Raw genomic sequence first — 16,168 nt, 5'->3', positions numbered from 1 at the left:
TTACCTCATCTATAGTGTTTTATAATCCCAACTACCATTTTCCGGTACAGAAACTTGTACCATATTCTGATCTGCAAGGTTAATTTGAATTAAATTTGGACTTATTACAGGTTTTAGTTCTTCTCGATTTATCATAAATTTAAATGCTTCAAAGCTTGCTAGAATGCCTACCATATTCGCAACAGGAGACAGTACCGCCCATGGGCGATTTTTTTGTACATAACTATTTGCCCAGTTCTCATCCGCGCCGTACGTGACAGAATGAAGAGCACGCCCATCTTTTAATTCATGAATTTTATCTTGTATTTCTGTTGTTAGCTCTTGTTGATAAGACGGATATCCTAACGCAATTTCATAGGGTGTAGAGTCAGGAGTAAAAGACATGACGCCCCCTCTAAATGGAGGCGTAACCGCAATCCAAATAGAAGGAATTCCTAAGGTCTGAGCTGTACGATGGATAATTACTCTTGCTACTAAATTATCAGTCGCATCTATGATGACATCTGTATTTGTTAGAAGTTCCAATGCATTGTCCTCGGTAACAAATTCTTTTGTTATCTCTACTTGTAATAATGGATTAATGTCTTGCAAAATTTCTAAAGCGACCTCAGCTTTTCGCTGTCCTAATTTACTGATGGAACTTAGCATTTGTCGATTGATATTACTTGCTTCAAATACATTTTGCATATCATTATTTTTTGTTAACAACTTGTATTCCTCCTTACAGTGTTTTATAATCCCATCCACCTTTTGGGACTTCTTTTACTTGAACCGGGATATGACTATCTAAATCTATTACAATGCCTTTAGGCGCTCTAGCTAAAGGTTCACGACCAGTTAAAACTTGTATTGCTTCATGAAAACTAAATAGTGACAATAGATGAGCACGCATCGGCGTGATAATCCATCCTGCTTTTCCATCACAAAAATCTTGCGCCCACTCTTTTGGTGCGCCTTTCTCCACAGAATACCAAGCTCGACTTTTCTTTATATCAGCAATCTGTTGTCTTAATTCTTGATTTGTTAATTTGCATCCGACACTTGAGATATTTAATGCTTCTTCATAAGGAATTCCGGTTGGGAAAAATGTAGAAACAAATCCTCGTGTTGGTGGGCTACCTGACATCCCGACACTTGGTATACCCAATTCCCTAGCTGTTCTATGTATAATAACTCTTGAAGGCATATCATCGACGGCTTCTACTACAATATCGTGCCCTTTTATAAGTTCAATTACATTATCCTCGTCTACTCTTGTTTGTATAAAATTTGTTGATATATAGGGGTGTATATCTTTTACAACTTGTTCTGCAACCTTTGCTTTTGGTTCACCTAAAACACTAGAAAGCGCTAACATTTGTCTGTTAATATTAGAAACTTCAAATTCATCGGGATCAACACCGGTAATATGCCCTATTCCCATTCGAGAAAACAAAATTGCTTCATATCCTCCTACTCCCCCTAGTCCAAAAATAATGACCCTCTTATCTCGAAGGCATTCTTGTTCCTGTTTAGAATAAACCCCTATATTCTTCTTAACCATTTCCCAATAATATGCATCCATATCCATTTTAAAATCTCCTTTCTATGTAGTAACCATTTCAAGAAACATTACTTACGAAATAACTTCTATATATAAAAGTAAAATAGACTTATGTCATTTTTGTGTGTTATTTGCGAAAAATGTGAAAAAACTTTTAATTCTTACTTTTTACTTCTATTTTTAGAATTGAGGTGTCAATCAGGCGAAGTTTAGGGGCATTAGAAAGAAACTTAAAAACAACGATTATAGAACGGCATGATGTAAAAGAAATCCTTTATGAGTTCCTTTTTCTATGCAAAATAAAAAAGCAGCGAATTTGCTACTTTAAGAATAATCTTTCATCATTTGTTCTTTCATATCTAATTCATCTTTGTACATCAAAGCAAGTGCCCATACTGTAACATAGTACGTTTTTTGCTAATAGAATTGTTTCTTGCGCAATTCTTACTGACAAACCATTTAAAATCATCACTTTCTTCACCAAACATAAATGAAAGTTTCTCTAAAACGTCCTGTCTCCCTACGGGCGTTTTTTATTTCTCAACAAAATTAACTGAATATTCAATTTGTTTCACTGTTATTCTCAATGAAGCTCTGATAAAATATGAATTACATAACGAAATACCCTTATTTGACACCTGTGCCTCCCCGTACAGGTTTTTTTTAGTTCCATGCATTATAATAATATCTTTCGAATCTCTTCTGTACTTAGACCAGTGAATTTTGCAATGTCTTCTAAACGCATACCATTCTTATGCATACCACGAATTAATTGTATCTTTCCTTGTTCAATCCCTTCCTCTTAAACCTTCTTCACGAGCATGTGCTATTAGAAGTACTTTCTCGCGAGCTTCATACGCTGTCCGGAAGGAGGAGTCATGACTCATATTCTCCCATGTATTCATTGCCTTTTGTAAAATTGGGTCTTGATTCATTGCAATCTCCTCCAATGTTTGAGTTAAATGCTCATCTTCGTGTGCTGGTAATAATAACATCCAATGAGCAAATGTATTTTCCCACGGGTTTACTTTTTCTTCACGCCATTGTTTTACCAATTTCGGTATCTCAACAAAATGAATTTCAATGTCGTCACTTAATATTCGTTACATTTTTGTATTCCATAATTGTCCGATGGTATAAAATGCGTCATCCTGAGGAAACTGAATCGCTGTATATATTTGAAAGAATTAAATATTGGAGATTATTACGCTTGTAGTTATGAAGATTATATCTTCATAACCAATAAGAGGATTTATTATCTTTCTATGCAATTTCTTACGTTTCTTTTTTTCTTTTTTCTCTCTCTTCCTTTCTTTAGCAATCTCCTGTAAATCCGCTTTCTATTGTCTTATTAAATCTTTCTTTCGCATCGAATCGTGTTCCCCTTGAATTGAATTAATCACCAAAGAGTTATATACACTTTTTTAATCAAATTGTCTATCTTATTCATATTATTTTTTATTCTGTAATTTATATATAACAAAGAAAAAAGCACCCGTTATGGGCGCTTAACTTTTTTCTATCTTCAAAAATAAAGTCAACATCATCATCTTCATTAGTACTTTCAATAACAACGTCATTCCTACTTTCTATTGAAAGTTTCGGCTTTTGTTTTCTATTTAAAGTTCACCATACTCATTTTCACTAAAATAGTTTCAAAATTTTTCATTGAATATTTATAATACTTTTAAAAGATTTAAAAAAGAACCGATATTTCTTTATTTTTGTGGAGTGACGGGTTGCACTTTTAATTCTTTTAACCCTTCTTTTAATGTGACCGCATCTGTTCGTAATGTTTTCCAACTGTCTTTCGCTGCATTCAAGTTAAGTGCTAAGAATTTAAATTTGTTTTGATCCGCTTTTTGAGATGCATTATCAATATGTCCCAGTACTCCCGAATATTTAGAATCTAAATCATGCCATTGCGTGGACATATAAGTAAGATTATTAATAGCTTTATCAATTGCACTATGCATCTCACTAATATTATTAAATGCAACTCCAACTACACGATTTAATGTTATTTTATAATCTACAGTCTGACTTAATTTTGCTAATTCCGGCTCTAACCAGCCTAACTTACTTCTTGCATCACCTATCATTATACCACCAGCAATCAATGTAGGAATAAATGGGACCTTTACCATGTCCAATCCCTTAGATTCTATGCCTTTCTGATAGTTTATTTCCGCTAAAACTTCATTTAGACGCTTTTGATCATCCTCAACCGCAGCTCCTTGGTTTTTTAAAATCGACTGCAAGAGATCTTTATCGCTTCCAAATGCTCTAACATCTTGTCCAATATCTTCTTTTAACTTAGTTAATTCTTGTATTAATTGTTTTGCATACTCTTCGTTTTTTTGAATTTCAACTCGTAAATCTGTAATCCCTTTTTTTAAAGTATCTCCATTCCCTGTATGAATCGCCTCTACTAATGTTTCATAATAATTGTTAAATTTTGTATCGTATTCAATAATGCCTGTCAATGTATCTATCAGTTTTCTTTTTACTTGCGTATCCCATGTAACAGCATGTGCTCTTGCATTCTTTTGATTTTGTACAATTTTAATAGGTAAATCTGCATACCCATTAATAATAATCCCCTCAAAATTTACATCTGGATTATTAATTAACAAACAAGAATAGTCATTCATAGATTTTGCAAATAACCCAGCATCCTGCAAAGCTTTTTTCATCTTTTCTTCATTTGCTGAAAGAGATATATCTCCATTATTAGTTTGTTCAATTCCACTTGCAAAAGTTGCTACTGGTGTGACTGCATAAGTGGTTGTCATAGTTAAAAATGTTGATACAGCGAGTAGTTTGTAAGGGATTTTTTTTATCATTTCATACTCCTCCTATATAGGTTTTGATTTTCAGTTCATTTCTTCTTTAAAAGTGATGTCTTTCAAAATTTTTAAAAGTAAGCAAAATTGCACGATTATCTTGGCATTTGGATGAAACTTATATAAAAATGAAAGGTGAAGTCTTTAATGAGACTCCGCCTTTTTGATGTATAAGGAATTATTAGTTGTTTTATGACTATTTAACAATGTAATCATAGATTCTCTATGCTTTGCGTCACTTCGCAACAGAACTAATATTTCCCTATTTTTGCGGGATAACAGGTTCCACCTTTAATTCTTTTATCCCTTCTTTTAATGTGACCGCATCTGTCCGTAATGTTTTCCAACTCTCTTGAGCTGCATTCAAGTTAGGTTTTAAGAATTTAAATTTATTTTGATCAGCTTTTTGAGATGCATTATCAATGTGTCCCAGTACTCCCGAATATTGAGAATCTAAATCATGCCACTGCGTGGACATATAAGTAAGAGCATTAATAGCATCATCAAGCGCCTTATGCATCTCACTAATATTATTATACGCAACTCCAACTACACGATTTAATGTTACTTTATAATCTACGGTCTTACGTAATTCTGCTAATGTAGGTTCTAACTTGCCTAAATTATCTTGCGCTACACCAACTATTATCCCACCAATAATCGGTAGGCCCAAAATGGCACCCTTCATTACATTAAATCCATCAGATTCTAATTGTTTATAATAGTTTACTGATCCTAAAACTTCATCTAGACGCTTTTGATCGGCCTCAACATCTGCGCCTTGGTTTTTTAAAATCGACTGCAAGAGATCTTTATTGCTTCCAAATGCTCTAACATCTTGTCCAATTGCGTCCCTTAATTTAGTTAATTCTTCTATTAATTGTTGTGCAACCTTTTGGTTTTGTTGAATTTCACCTCGTAAATCTGTAATCCCTTCTTTTAAAGTATCTCCATCCCCTGTATTAATCGCATCTACTATTGTTTCATAATAATTGTCAAATGTTGTATCGTATTCAACAATACCTGTCAATGTATCTATAAGTTGTTTTTTTACTTGCGTATCCCATGTAAGAGCATGTGCTCTTGCATTCTTTTGATCTTGTACAATTTTATTAGGTAAATCTGCATACCCATTAATAGTAATTCCTTCAAAATTCACATCTGGATTCTTAATTAACATATAAGAATAGGCATTCATAGATTTTGCAAATAACCCAGCCTTTTGCAAGGTTTCTTTCATCTTCACTTCATTTGCTGAAAGCGACATATCTCCATTGTTAGTTTGTTCAATTCCACTTGCAAAAGTTGTTACTGGTGAAACGACAGATGTTGTTGTCAACGTTAAAAACGTCGATACAGCGAGTAGTTTATAAGGGATTTTATTCATCATTTCATATTCCTCCAATATAGGTTTAATTTAAAATTCTATTCTTGTTTGAAAGCAATGTCTTTTGAAATGAATTCTGCATCTTTATGAATATCATTCCAACTTTGTTTAGCAGCTTTTAAATCATCCGGTATTAAAGAGAATTTATGTTCTTGCATAGAGTCGATATTATCAAGTAAATCTGTATAGTTGGCCCCCATTGTATTCCATTGTTTTTGAATATTTGTTAGAGACAGTATCGCTTGATCCACTGTCTGATACAGATATGCCAATGTGTCTTTCGCGTTAGTAAGCGAAATAACTGCTTGGTTAGCACGATCAGCTTTCGTACCTAATTCTCCGATTTTTTTAGAAATTTCGTTATAGGAGTTCATATGATTAGACGCCGTGACACCAGCTGCTGTTCCTAAACCGATACCAGCTGCACCGAGAGCCGAAAGGCCACCAACAACAGCCGGTGTTGCTGTACCGCCAGTCACAACAATTACTACCACTCCTGCAATAGCTGCAATAACTAAAATGGCTGCTCCCAATCCACCACCAATTGACCATGCTAATACATCATCAAAATGTTTTTTCTGAGTAGCACTTAGTTGCTCAATTTCAGCTTGAAGTTGTGGAATCAGTGCTTGTTGTCCCGCTAATATTGCCGTTAATCCACCTTTCCCATCCGGGCCACCAACATTATTTTTAAAATCTGTTGAATTTGTATACAGTTTTGATTTGAAGTCTTGTAACATCTTAATTACATCTGTAACTTCTTTTGAATTTGTATTAATTGTAGTGACTAAATCATTTATGCCCTCTTTTAGGCCTGCCTTATCTCTCTTTTGTACAGTATCTACTAATGTGTCGTAATAATTTTGAAATTGTTCATCGTAATTTACAATATTACGTGCTGTTTTTTGAATCTGTGGCTTTGCTGTATCTAACCAATAATTCGCATTGATTCGCGACAGCTCTTGATTAAGGTGAATATTTTTGAGTAACTCTCCACCTCCTAAACCTAAATCGATATCAGATAAATTAACATTCGGTTGTTTAATCATTGTTTTTGCGTACAAATCCATTACAAGAATATGAGACCCTGTTTCAGCTAATGCTTTCTTCAGTCCTTCAGGTCCTAATGCATAATTCCCTATTTTCTGTTCTTGAGCGGTCTGTTCTTGTGCAAATGCATGAATAGTGTTACCGGTAGTAGAAGTTATAACCGTTGCCAGCGTAGCTAAAGTTAACACTTTAAATGGAAATTTCTTCATATATATGTTCCTCCCTATTTTTCGATAGATTCTTATAATACCCATGTTTTTATAAATTCCTAATATTAAAATTTATAAACTTGTTCTTCAAGGTAACTTGTTACATTTTTTAATTGTCTTAATGTATCTTTTTGAGACTCCTGGTTAGTAGTATCAACATTAGTAGATACATTTGTAATACTATTTTTTATTAGATTCAAATCTTCTTTATAGCGTTTCATTAGGTCAAGTTCTACATCCACTTGATTTGCAAACGTATGTAAATCATTTTGCATAATAAGAAGCATTGATTTTTGTAAATCTGCTATTGATAGTTTTGTTGTTAAATCATATATTTTTTGGTTTTGTTTCTCTAGATCATCTAAATGTGCTTTTTGCTCTGCTGTTAGTTTATTTACTTCAGCGAAAGCACCAAATGTTTTCTTAATTTTTTCAGTGTCAATGGCTTTCATCAGGTCATACTCTTGCGTTTTTGCGGCTGCAGCTGCAGCTATTTCACCTTGTTTGCTTTTCTCAATTGCTTCACGAGCTGCTTTTTTTGCAGAATCAATCTCTAAAGCAGTTTTACCCTTTTCCTTCGCTTCTTGCGCTGCTTTTGTCTCTGCTTCTAAAATAGAGTTGTTAATTTCTTTTCCTTTGTTATAAGCTGCCAACCCTGCTTGAGCGGCCGGTTCAATGATTTCTTTTGAAAGACTATAGACTTCTTTGAATATAGCAAATCCTTGTTCATTTAAAGCTCCTGGTACTAATGCTATTTGTTGTAAATCATTTTGAATTGCTTTTTTGGTATTTAGTAATTCATTTTTTAGCTGGTCTATTTTCCCTGTTCCATCTGTACTTAGTACGCCTTGCGCTGCTGCCACATCAGTATCGAGATCTTTAAGTTTTTTATCAAGCTGTAATTTAAGATCTGTTAATTCATTAATTTGACGTTGCGCGTTTTCTTGGTTCGTCATAGCCATTTCTTGAAGAACTTCAAGTCTATCCACAAAACCTTCTTTATCTTCTTTATTGTCTACAAACGCTTTTAATGTTGGATAATAGCTATTAAATTTCGTTACAAACCCTTTACTTTTTGAATTTACTAGAATTAAATGTGGATAAAGTTCTGCTGACCATTCCTTCATATCTTGCTTGATTAGGGATTGATTTGTATTTAAAGCTGGGACTTCCTCTAACTGTACATTAGGACTCATTAAAGCTTGATCAATATATGTTTGGATTAATTTAGATTGTGCACCTAATTTTCGTAATGATGAGGAAATATCCGTGTTCTCCTGTTGCGTTTCTGCCTGAACGATTGGCGTTGCGAGAGTATTGATAGGTATAGTCGCCCCAGTAACAATGGATGTTATTAAAAATCCTGTAATTATTTTATTTTTCATTCCGTACACCTCTTCACTATTGTTTTTTTACAATCTTATTCATAAAACTTGAACGACCTAGCGCTAGGTTCTCTCCTTGCACACGCTTAAAAAAGGAGAATTTTTTCGGATAGAGTGTTAAACTCTCGTTATTAATTACTTCTCATAGAATGTAAGGAACTTACTTCCCCCTCATTTAAACACTATGTATTTCACAAGTAAACAATGAAATTATATCTTATTTATTTAATTATTCAGATGTTTTATTTCAATATCGGAAATAAAATTATATTTAAAAAAGTTAAATGTAATTAATCACTTCACTAAGTGAAATGATCACACTATGATAATTAAACCTTAAATATAATAATTCTCATTAATCTATATGAATCTCTTACTAAAAAATTTTTTTAATATAATATAATGGTTTTATATATGTTTTTTTACTTTATTTGGATATGTAAGATTACATGAAAATTACGTAGAATTCTGTCTAAAAAAATCTTCTTATGTCGATTTATGCAGATGAAACTTTCAATATAATAGTTTTATGTTTTTGCTTCACCCTCTTCTTAGTAGAAATGAAGGGTTGTTGTCATTCTCGTAATAATAAACGCTTATAAATTTTGATGTATGTTCTTGAATACTTAATAGAATGTCACGTTCTTTGTCAGTAAAAGGTGAATCCGCATTAATTCCTCACTTGTTTCTTCCATATCTTTATAAAGTAAAACACCTAATTCTTTTGAATTAGGTGTTTTACTTTTACTCATTATTACTTAGAATATTTTTGTATACCTACATTTACCGTAGGCTCAACATAAGAATCCAGCTCATCTTTAATATTCTCTTTTATTTTATCTCCGGACCAGAACCCGGTTATTTTACTTCGATTGTATAATTCCCTGTTCCACCGCCATATTTATATACACTTAAATAATATTTCCCTGGCTTCGCATAATAATTTCCAAGTAACTTATTTCCTTCATATTTTGTTGCGTAAGCAGCGTAGTTATTCAAGTCTGACTCGTGATATAATACCCAGTTCAATCCAAGGTTTTGCTCATTTGTAACGGTAATCTGTAAATCCTTCGCTTCTTTTATGTCGATTGCGAAACGATCAACTTGATCTTGATCATTTAGGCTACCTCGTAATAATACGTTTAGAGATAGTGGATTAGTTGTATCGAATGAATTATTTGGCTCCTTTTCTACACTAGTATCCGTTTCAGTATTCACTCCATTAAACACAACATCGTATTCAAATTGTCCAGCGGCATTGACACGGTAATTTACGAAATAAGCAGTCAATGTTTTGTATCCGCTCCACTCTTTTTCTGAAAGTTGTTTAAGCATCTCATTCGTTGCTTGATTCATCGCTTTCCAGTCCTCATTTTCTCCTTTTGACGCACTTCCTGTATATGTTCCTTGTAGTGTAAATGTATTAAAGTATTGTGATTTATTCTTTGTTGCCTTCACATTTTGTAACTTTGCTTCATTTGTGATATCCGCTGTAATATCTGAAAGCGCTTTCTGTTTATGCTCTGCTAAATAATCATCTGATACTTGTGGAATTGTATACTTATCACGATTATCAACAAGCATTTGCATATAAGACTGGTAGTCTTCATTTAATTTATTATCTTTGCTTAATCCTGAACGGTAAGTATCGTAACCTGATACATCATTTGCCCGAATTAAATCATGTACTTTATCAAACATATCAGGGCGGTTATTATACATATATGATTGCAATGCAAACGAATAATTATAAAAATCCCACGTTCCATACTTTGCATTTAATGTTTGTTCTGCTGTATATCGCTTAGCCGGATCAGGAGATAATCCACCAATTATACTTTTTCGCGGTACGACACTATCTAATCGCGTTGAGCCAGCAAAGAACTCTGCATTTCCCTCTTCAAACCAAGTTAAACGTTCATTTTGATATAATTCGCCTTGCCCCCATAATCCGGGTACCTCATATCTTCCCTGCAAATAGTGTGTAAACTCATGACGGAACAATTCTTCTAAACTATAAATACTCTGCTGTGGTGTACGTTCATATGTAAAGAATGTTCCCTTTCCTTCAATATACATGCCACCATTATTCGTTTCATATCCATACAATTGACGGTTAAATTGATATTCATCCGGACTATTGTAAATGACCATTGTTAATACATCATCAGCATGTCCACTTTCAAGCGGTTTATCACTACCAACTGTACGATAAAATTGTGCTCTTACTTCTTTTGCCGCCCAATATAAACGTTTTATTTTTTCTTCTGTAACTTTATCACCTGCTTTAAAAACGATTGCCCCATCATCAAATGTATATGTTTTCGGCAAATATTTTTGCTTGCCATCTTCTCTGATTTTATCTAAACTGATTGTTTTTCCATTTGCATCTACTCCGCCATAATTTGTAGTGATTTGTTCTGCCGCAACAAAGTATTGCTGGCCTAAATATGGATAAATACGCATCGCTTCTGTAGCAACTTGTTGTCCTTTTGTTGGTGTACTATGAAGCTTACCAAATCGACTAGCATAGTAAATACCATTATTAATTAACCATCCGTTTTTGTCTGTTACCGTTCCAATTAATGCAAAACGACTTATCTCATTAACAAAGCTATCGATTTTCCCATACCACATCGTATCTTTTGGCTCTTTGCCCGTATACATATACGACTGAACATCATAATCAATCTCTTTCATTAAGTTGTATATAGCATCGCCTTTTGTTCTATCTTCTAAAAACGTTCCAAGATTATCATTATATTGTTTTAAAATTTCAGATGCATATTGAATGATTTCAACATCAGCTGATGCGCCTCCAATTAACATTCCATAAGATGAAATAACTTTATTTTGTTCTGTTGAACCAAGTTTAAAATTTGGATTCTTCGCAATCGCTTTTAAAGCTGGTAAACATTTATCATGATAGCTACGTTCACTTAGTTTACTTAATTCTTGATGATAAAAACCTAAATAAAATCCTGAACGTATGACTTCTACTAATGTCTCAATTCCTTTTGAATCATCTTGCGTATAGGCTTGTCCTTGTTCTGCTAATTTATCAATGAGTGCTTGCATACGGCTATCATCTTGATAAAATCTAAGACTATCATTATTAAACTGAAATAATTCCGGAATTTGATTCCATTGAATGGTAACAAGAAGATCAGCTAATTGTTTATTACTTAATTGATTCAACTCGGCCATCGAATATTTTTTTACATCAACGAGTTGTTTGTCATTTTCTTTCGGCATTGGCGGACGCTGTGATAGATCTGCTAACTTTAACCGTTTTGTAAATGACGGATTTTCTTGTACGCTCGAAGGATGTGCTAGCTCGTCAAGGGATTGCTTTAATCCTATCGGTTCCATCTGCAATACATTTTTAGCACTTTTCTCTTTTGTCTCTGCTTGAACTTGTAATCCACTACATGATATGGTCACAATTCCAATGCCCATCATCAGTTTACTTAATTTTGAATGTTTCATAACAATTATTCCTCTCTCTCGTTAATTAGATAGAAAATTCTGAATTTTAATCAGAGTAATACCCTCATCAATTATTTCCTCCTCATTTAATTTATATAAGCAAGAATCATGCCAATATTAAATCTGTTGCTAAGATGCTTAAATCTTATTAACGTGTATAAAAATATTGACACGAAATATAGTTTTATGTCTATATGTCTATATTTTTATACAAGTAAGCTGTAAGAGTCTAGTTTCATCTCAAACAAATGAATGAAACGTATTTAAAAATATTATAGAAAATAAATTCACAAACTTTTCACCAAATATTTTTAAATCCCGAAGAAATTTATCCCCGGGATTTTTTATATACTATTTAGCTGAAGTGAGATTGCTATTTTCTCCTTCTATCTGTTTTTTCTCTTTATAATAGACTCCATGTTCTTCTTTAATGAATAGCATTGCTATACCACCGATTACAGCAGCACTCGCAATTGCTGCAAAATTATATTGAGGCAAGAAATGCATGGAAAGAAGAATACCTACAAAAGTCGGAGCTATCACACCTCCAAGACGCCCAAAGGCCATTGTACTTCCTACCGCTGTTGAGCGCATATTACTAGGATAATATTGAGAAACGAATGCATTTGACATATTTTGTAGTCCGACAGAAGAAGCGCCGATCACTGAAATTAACAAAAAACCCAAAAACATATTATTTACAAATCCGATGAGTGATAACGCAATTGCTCCACAGAAAAATAATGGGACAAGTACCTTTTTAAATCCGATTTTATCTACTATTGGACCGAATATGAGTGTTCCAATAATGGCTCCGATTTGCATGACAGCTGTAAATGAAAGACTCGATTTAAGATCGTATCCTGACTGCATCATAAGTCGTGGTAACCATGTACTCATAGAGTAAATGAGTACGAAAGCACTAAGACATGAAATCCAAAACATAATTGTACTTACGGCGCGCTTTTCCTCAAATAACTTAACAACAGGAGATCCTGCTTCTTTAGTTGGTGGTTTTATAAATTCAATTGCCGCATCTTTACTTAATTGTGGATTTACTTTAGCTATTACTTTTTTAGCTTCTTCTATCTTTCCTCTCATTAAAAGAAAACCAACAGACTCTGGAATACTTTTCATTAAAAACGGGATAAACAATAACGGAATTCCTGCTAACCAAAAAACAGGCTCCCATCCTGCCGTCGTAAGAAGGGAACGACTTGTAAGTGCCGCTGTCATTGCTCCAACTGAATATCCACAAAAAATAAAAGATACGATAGCAGTTCGAACTCGCTTCGGCGAGAATTCTGTTGCTATAGCAATTACATTCGGCATAACTCCGCCAAGCCCTATACCTGCGATAACACGTAAAATCGCAAACATTACAGGACCGTTCGCAAAACCAGCTAGACATGTAAATAGACTAAATAAGATTGTAGTCACTAGTATGATATTTTTACGACCTATTTTATCAGCTAATAAACCAAAGAAAGCAGCACCAATTGCTGTTCCTATAGCTGTATAACTACCAATTGCCCCTGCTGTAACATCCGATATTCCCCACTCTTTAATGAGCGAAGGTACTGTTGCTCCATAAATAACAGCATCATATCCATCAAATGCAATTACGATAAATAACCAAAATATTAACCAAATATGCATGGAATGAATACGACTCTCGTCTATCACATTCATCGGGTTAATCGATTTCATCTTAATAGCCTCCTTATATGGGAATTTTCCCTTTCTTGTATTTCAAAATCAGTAAGCGCTTTCAATTACCTCCTCCTAAGTTTCTAAAAACTTTTCTGAATTTTCCGTATTTAAATTGTAATAACTACTATTAAAAATTGTTATCCGCATTAAATAGGAAAAAGAAAAGTAATATTCCTATTTAATGCGGGCTTCGCTTCATAGGAATTAAAATTTGAACATAAAAAAAGAGGTGCAATAAGCACCTCTTTTGCATGTATTTTAATAATTATTATTCATTCCAACTTTAATTGTTTCTTCAAGACTCCCTATTACTTTTGCTATAGCTACAATTGAATTTTCTGTTTCAAATTCCCCAACATTTAAAGAATGGTTTGCATTTTTGACAATCTCAATCTTTAAATTGGATTGCTCTAATCGCTCCATTTGACTTGCATTGTATTGATGATCTTTGTCTCCCATTACTAAAAACCCTTCATGATCACTATGTAAGATGGAATCAAAAATCGTATCAAACGTCAGTAAAGGTGTAAGTAATATCATTTTTGACTGTAAGTATTCCTCTCTCTTCATTAAATCATTCGCAATCGGAATTGTTCCGAGTGATTTCCCTAAAAACATCAAATTGTTGTATTGTCCATTTTTTAACACTTCAATAATTACAGGATTAATATCATCCATCATTATTTTCGTTATTTCTTCCATTGGTTTTTTCATTACTTGTTCATCATAGGAATAATGGATATGTACAACATCTATGTTATTTTCAAGCATAAGCATCGTCGAATAATAAAATAACGGTTTATCATAATTGTAACCAGAACCGGAAAACATAAAGCAAATCGTTTTAGACCCTTTCTCTATATGTGTGTAACGAATTACTTTATCGTTTATATGTATCTCCTTTTTAGTCCCTTTCACCATTTTCCCCTCCAGACGCTTTTACTTTTGCAAAAGAATATGCTCTACATGAACTGACAAATCCTTAACTTTATCTTTTATAAATGCCGGCTGCAAGTTATATTCATCTAACTCTTCCACTGGCACCCACTTAAACACATATCTTCTACCTTCTTCTTCAAGAATGTATTGATCCTCCCCATTCGCGGGTAATTCATGTAGCTCTACTTCATAATAAAAACTAATCTCATGAAACTTTCGCTCAGAAAGTGTAAAGAAATTTTCTACTGACCATATTAATCTCTTCACTTCAATAGGAACAGCTAGTTCTTCTGCAAGCTCCCGTTTTAACGCATCTTCACTATTTTCTAGCATTTTCACACGTCCACCTGGTACGTACCAATAATCTTCACCTTCGTCTTGAAGGATAAGTATTTTATTATCGTGTTTACAAATTGCTCCAACTCGGTAATTAAAACATGTTTCCTCTACTTTAAACGTAAGATCCATACTTAATCCCCCCATATATAATCTAAATATCGAATCATTACAAAACTATTATGTAAGTGCTGTACAAATAAGATTACTAAATTTTTCTATTCCATTCAATAATTTTCGAACTTTCCAAAAACTAAATTCAACTTTCTGTCATTACAAGTATATATACATATGTTACAATCACAATGCACACTAGAAAAGCAATATGGGGGTACGAATGGAAACGTTATTAATCCAGCAAAATGAAAAATCAAATAAGTTTTGGAAAATCGTTGTGAAAGATAAAGATTATGTTGTATTTTATGGAAAAATCGGCACAGCTGGTAGTGTAAAAGCGAAAGAGTTTGAAACAGAAGAAGAATGTATAAAAGAAGCTAACAAACTAGTTGCTTCCAAACGTAAAAAAGGATATACAGACCCGTGTCTTGGGGAAGATTACATAAAAGAAAAAACGATAACAGAAGAAGATTTTTGGGATTTACTTGCTCGTGCAAAAACAAAAGGCGAAGACCAAGAAGAACAAATAGAATGGCTTACTTCTCACCTCGCTAAACGTACAGTACATGAAATTGTAGCTTTTGATACGCATATGCACCGCATATTAAAAGCTTCCTATACGTCTCGCTTATGGGCAGCGGCTTATATTATTATGGGCGGCTGTTCGGATGATTGTTTTGATTACTTCCGTGGATGGTTATTATATCAAGGAAAAGAGACTTACGAAGCGTGTATTGAAGATCCAGAACGGTTAATACCTGTATTAGAAAATTTGAGTGAGTATGACGTACCAAACATTGAAGAACTTTCTTTATACTTCGGTTACACTGTATATGCAGAAAAAACCGGGGATGAAGATGATACTTACTTTACACTTTATCACGTACTAACTGATGAAAGAGCTTATAATGATGACATTGAATTCGACTGGGATGAAGATGACGAAGAAGGTTTGAAAAAGATGTTTCCTAAGCTATGGGAAATGTACGGGGAAGAACCGATTGAGTGGTAGATTAATAAAGGGACTCTGCTTGGTCTTATCCCTGTCAAGTAGACAGTATTAAAAAGACTAAGCAGCCATCGAGACTCGATATTCTATCGGAGCTCGATGGTTGAGTCGTTTTTGGAACCGTTTATAGTTATAAAAGTAAATA

10 protein-coding genes and 2 pseudogenes are annotated in these 16,168 nt (G+C 33.6%); 1 reads left to right on the top strand and 11 read right to left on the bottom strand.

The features are described 5' to 3' along the window. Positions 1 to 9: 9 nt before the first annotated feature. The 11 genes and pseudogenes from MR071_RS22975 to MR071_RS22925 form a co-directional block, all read right to left on the bottom strand. A pseudogene (locus MR071_RS22975) lies at positions 10 to 684 on the bottom strand (HesA/MoeB/ThiF family protein); the annotation flags it as partial. A 37-nt stretch (positions 685 to 721) separates the two neighbouring features. Further along, positions 722 to 1,570, bottom strand: a complete 849-nt coding sequence (locus MR071_RS22970) for a HesA/MoeB/ThiF family protein (protein ID WP_242238092.1) — start codon at positions 1,568 to 1,570, stop codon at positions 722 to 724. Between the two features lie 649 nt (positions 1,571 to 2,219). Then, positions 2,220 to 2,709 (bottom strand): annotated as a pseudogene (locus MR071_RS22965) (Rpn family recombination-promoting nuclease/putative transposase); the annotation flags it as partial. A 552-nt stretch (positions 2,710 to 3,261) separates the two neighbouring features. Then, positions 3,262 to 4,389, bottom strand: coding sequence for a ClyA family alpha-helical pore-forming toxin (locus MR071_RS22960; protein WP_242238091.1), 1,128 nt, complete (start codon positions 4,387 to 4,389; stop codon positions 3,262 to 3,264). 262 nt (positions 4,390 to 4,651) lie between these two features. Beyond that, positions 4,652 to 5,779: a hemolysin BL binding component B gene (hblA, locus tag MR071_RS22955; protein WP_242238090.1), complete on the bottom strand. Its 1,128-nt coding sequence runs from the start codon at positions 5,777 to 5,779 to the stop codon at positions 4,652 to 4,654. 35 nt (positions 5,780 to 5,814) lie between these two features. Continuing rightward, on the bottom strand, positions 5,815 to 7,035 hold the full coding sequence (hblD, locus tag MR071_RS22950) for a hemolysin BL lytic component L1 (protein WP_242238089.1): 1,221 nt from the start codon (positions 7,033 to 7,035) through the stop codon (positions 5,815 to 5,817). A gap of 65 nt (positions 7,036 to 7,100) precedes the next feature. Next, positions 7,101 to 8,420, bottom strand: coding sequence for a hemolysin BL lytic component L2 (gene hblC / locus MR071_RS22945; RefSeq protein ID WP_242238088.1), 1,320 nt, complete (start codon positions 8,418 to 8,420; stop codon positions 7,101 to 7,103). Positions 8,421 to 9,278: 858 nt separating this feature from the next. Next, positions 9,279 to 11,909 (bottom strand): collagenase ColA, encoded by a 2,631-nt coding sequence (locus tag MR071_RS22940; RefSeq protein ID WP_105588241.1) that lies wholly within the window; start codon positions 11,907 to 11,909, stop codon positions 9,279 to 9,281. A 351-nt stretch (positions 11,910 to 12,260) separates the two neighbouring features. Continuing rightward, positions 12,261 to 13,619 carry an MFS transporter gene (locus MR071_RS22935; protein ID WP_242238087.1) on the bottom strand — a complete coding sequence of 453 codons (1,359 nt, stop codon included), beginning with the start codon at positions 13,617 to 13,619 and terminating at the stop codon, positions 12,261 to 12,263. Positions 13,620 to 13,880: 261 nt separating this feature from the next. Further along, complete coding sequence (locus tag MR071_RS22930; protein ID WP_105588243.1) at positions 13,881 to 14,540, bottom strand: alpha/beta family hydrolase; 660 nt, start codon at positions 14,538 to 14,540, stop codon at positions 13,881 to 13,883. Between the two features lie 21 nt (positions 14,541 to 14,561). Then, positions 14,562 to 15,029: an NUDIX hydrolase gene (locus tag MR071_RS22925; protein WP_105588239.1), complete on the bottom strand. Its 468-nt coding sequence runs from the start codon at positions 15,027 to 15,029 to the stop codon at positions 14,562 to 14,564. A 205-nt stretch (positions 15,030 to 15,234) separates the two neighbouring features. On the opposite strand from MR071_RS22925, the gene MR071_RS22920 reads away from it, so the two are divergent. After that, positions 15,235 to 16,026 (top strand): DUF4240 domain-containing protein, encoded by a 792-nt coding sequence (locus MR071_RS22920; protein ID WP_105588238.1) that lies wholly within the window; start codon positions 15,235 to 15,237, stop codon positions 16,024 to 16,026. The last annotated feature ends 142 nt before the right edge of the window (positions 16,027 to 16,168 follow it).

The sequence above is a fragment of the Bacillus cereus group sp. BfR-BA-01316 genome, from assembly GCF_022664195.1.
GTDB lineage: Bacteria > Bacillota > Bacilli > Bacillales > Bacillaceae_G > Bacillus_A.
The sequence above is the reverse complement of the archived record's forward strand: the minus strand, read 5'-3'. Positions and strand labels throughout refer to the sequence as shown.

Coding starts and splice junctions, on each gene's coding strand:
- MR071_RS22920 (WP_105588238.1), top strand. CDS start 15,235: ATGGAAACGTTATTAATCCAGCAAAATGAAAAATCAAATAAGTTTTGG.
- MR071_RS22970 (WP_242238092.1), bottom strand. CDS start 1,570: ATGGATATGGATGCATATTATTGGGAAATGGTTAAGAAGAATATAGGG.
- hblD (WP_242238089.1), bottom strand. CDS start 7,035: ATGAAGAAATTTCCATTTAAAGTGTTAACTTTAGCTACGCTGGCAACG.
- hblA (WP_242238090.1), bottom strand. CDS start 5,779: ATGATGAATAAAATCCCTTATAAACTACTCGCTGTATCGACGTTTTTA.
- MR071_RS22940 (WP_105588241.1), bottom strand. CDS start 11,909: ATGAAACATTCAAAATTAAGTAAACTGATGATGGGCATTGGAATTGTG.
- hblC (WP_242238088.1), bottom strand. CDS start 8,420: ATGAAAAATAAAATAATTACAGGATTTTTAATAACATCCATTGTTACT.
- MR071_RS22925 (WP_105588239.1), bottom strand. CDS start 15,029: ATGGATCTTACGTTTAAAGTAGAGGAAACATGTTTTAATTACCGAGTT.
- MR071_RS22960 (WP_242238091.1), bottom strand. CDS start 4,389: ATGATAAAAAAAATCCCTTACAAACTACTCGCTGTATCAACATTTTTA.
- MR071_RS22935 (WP_242238087.1), bottom strand. CDS start 13,619: ATGAAATCGATTAACCCGATGAATGTGATAGACGAGAGTCGTATTCAT.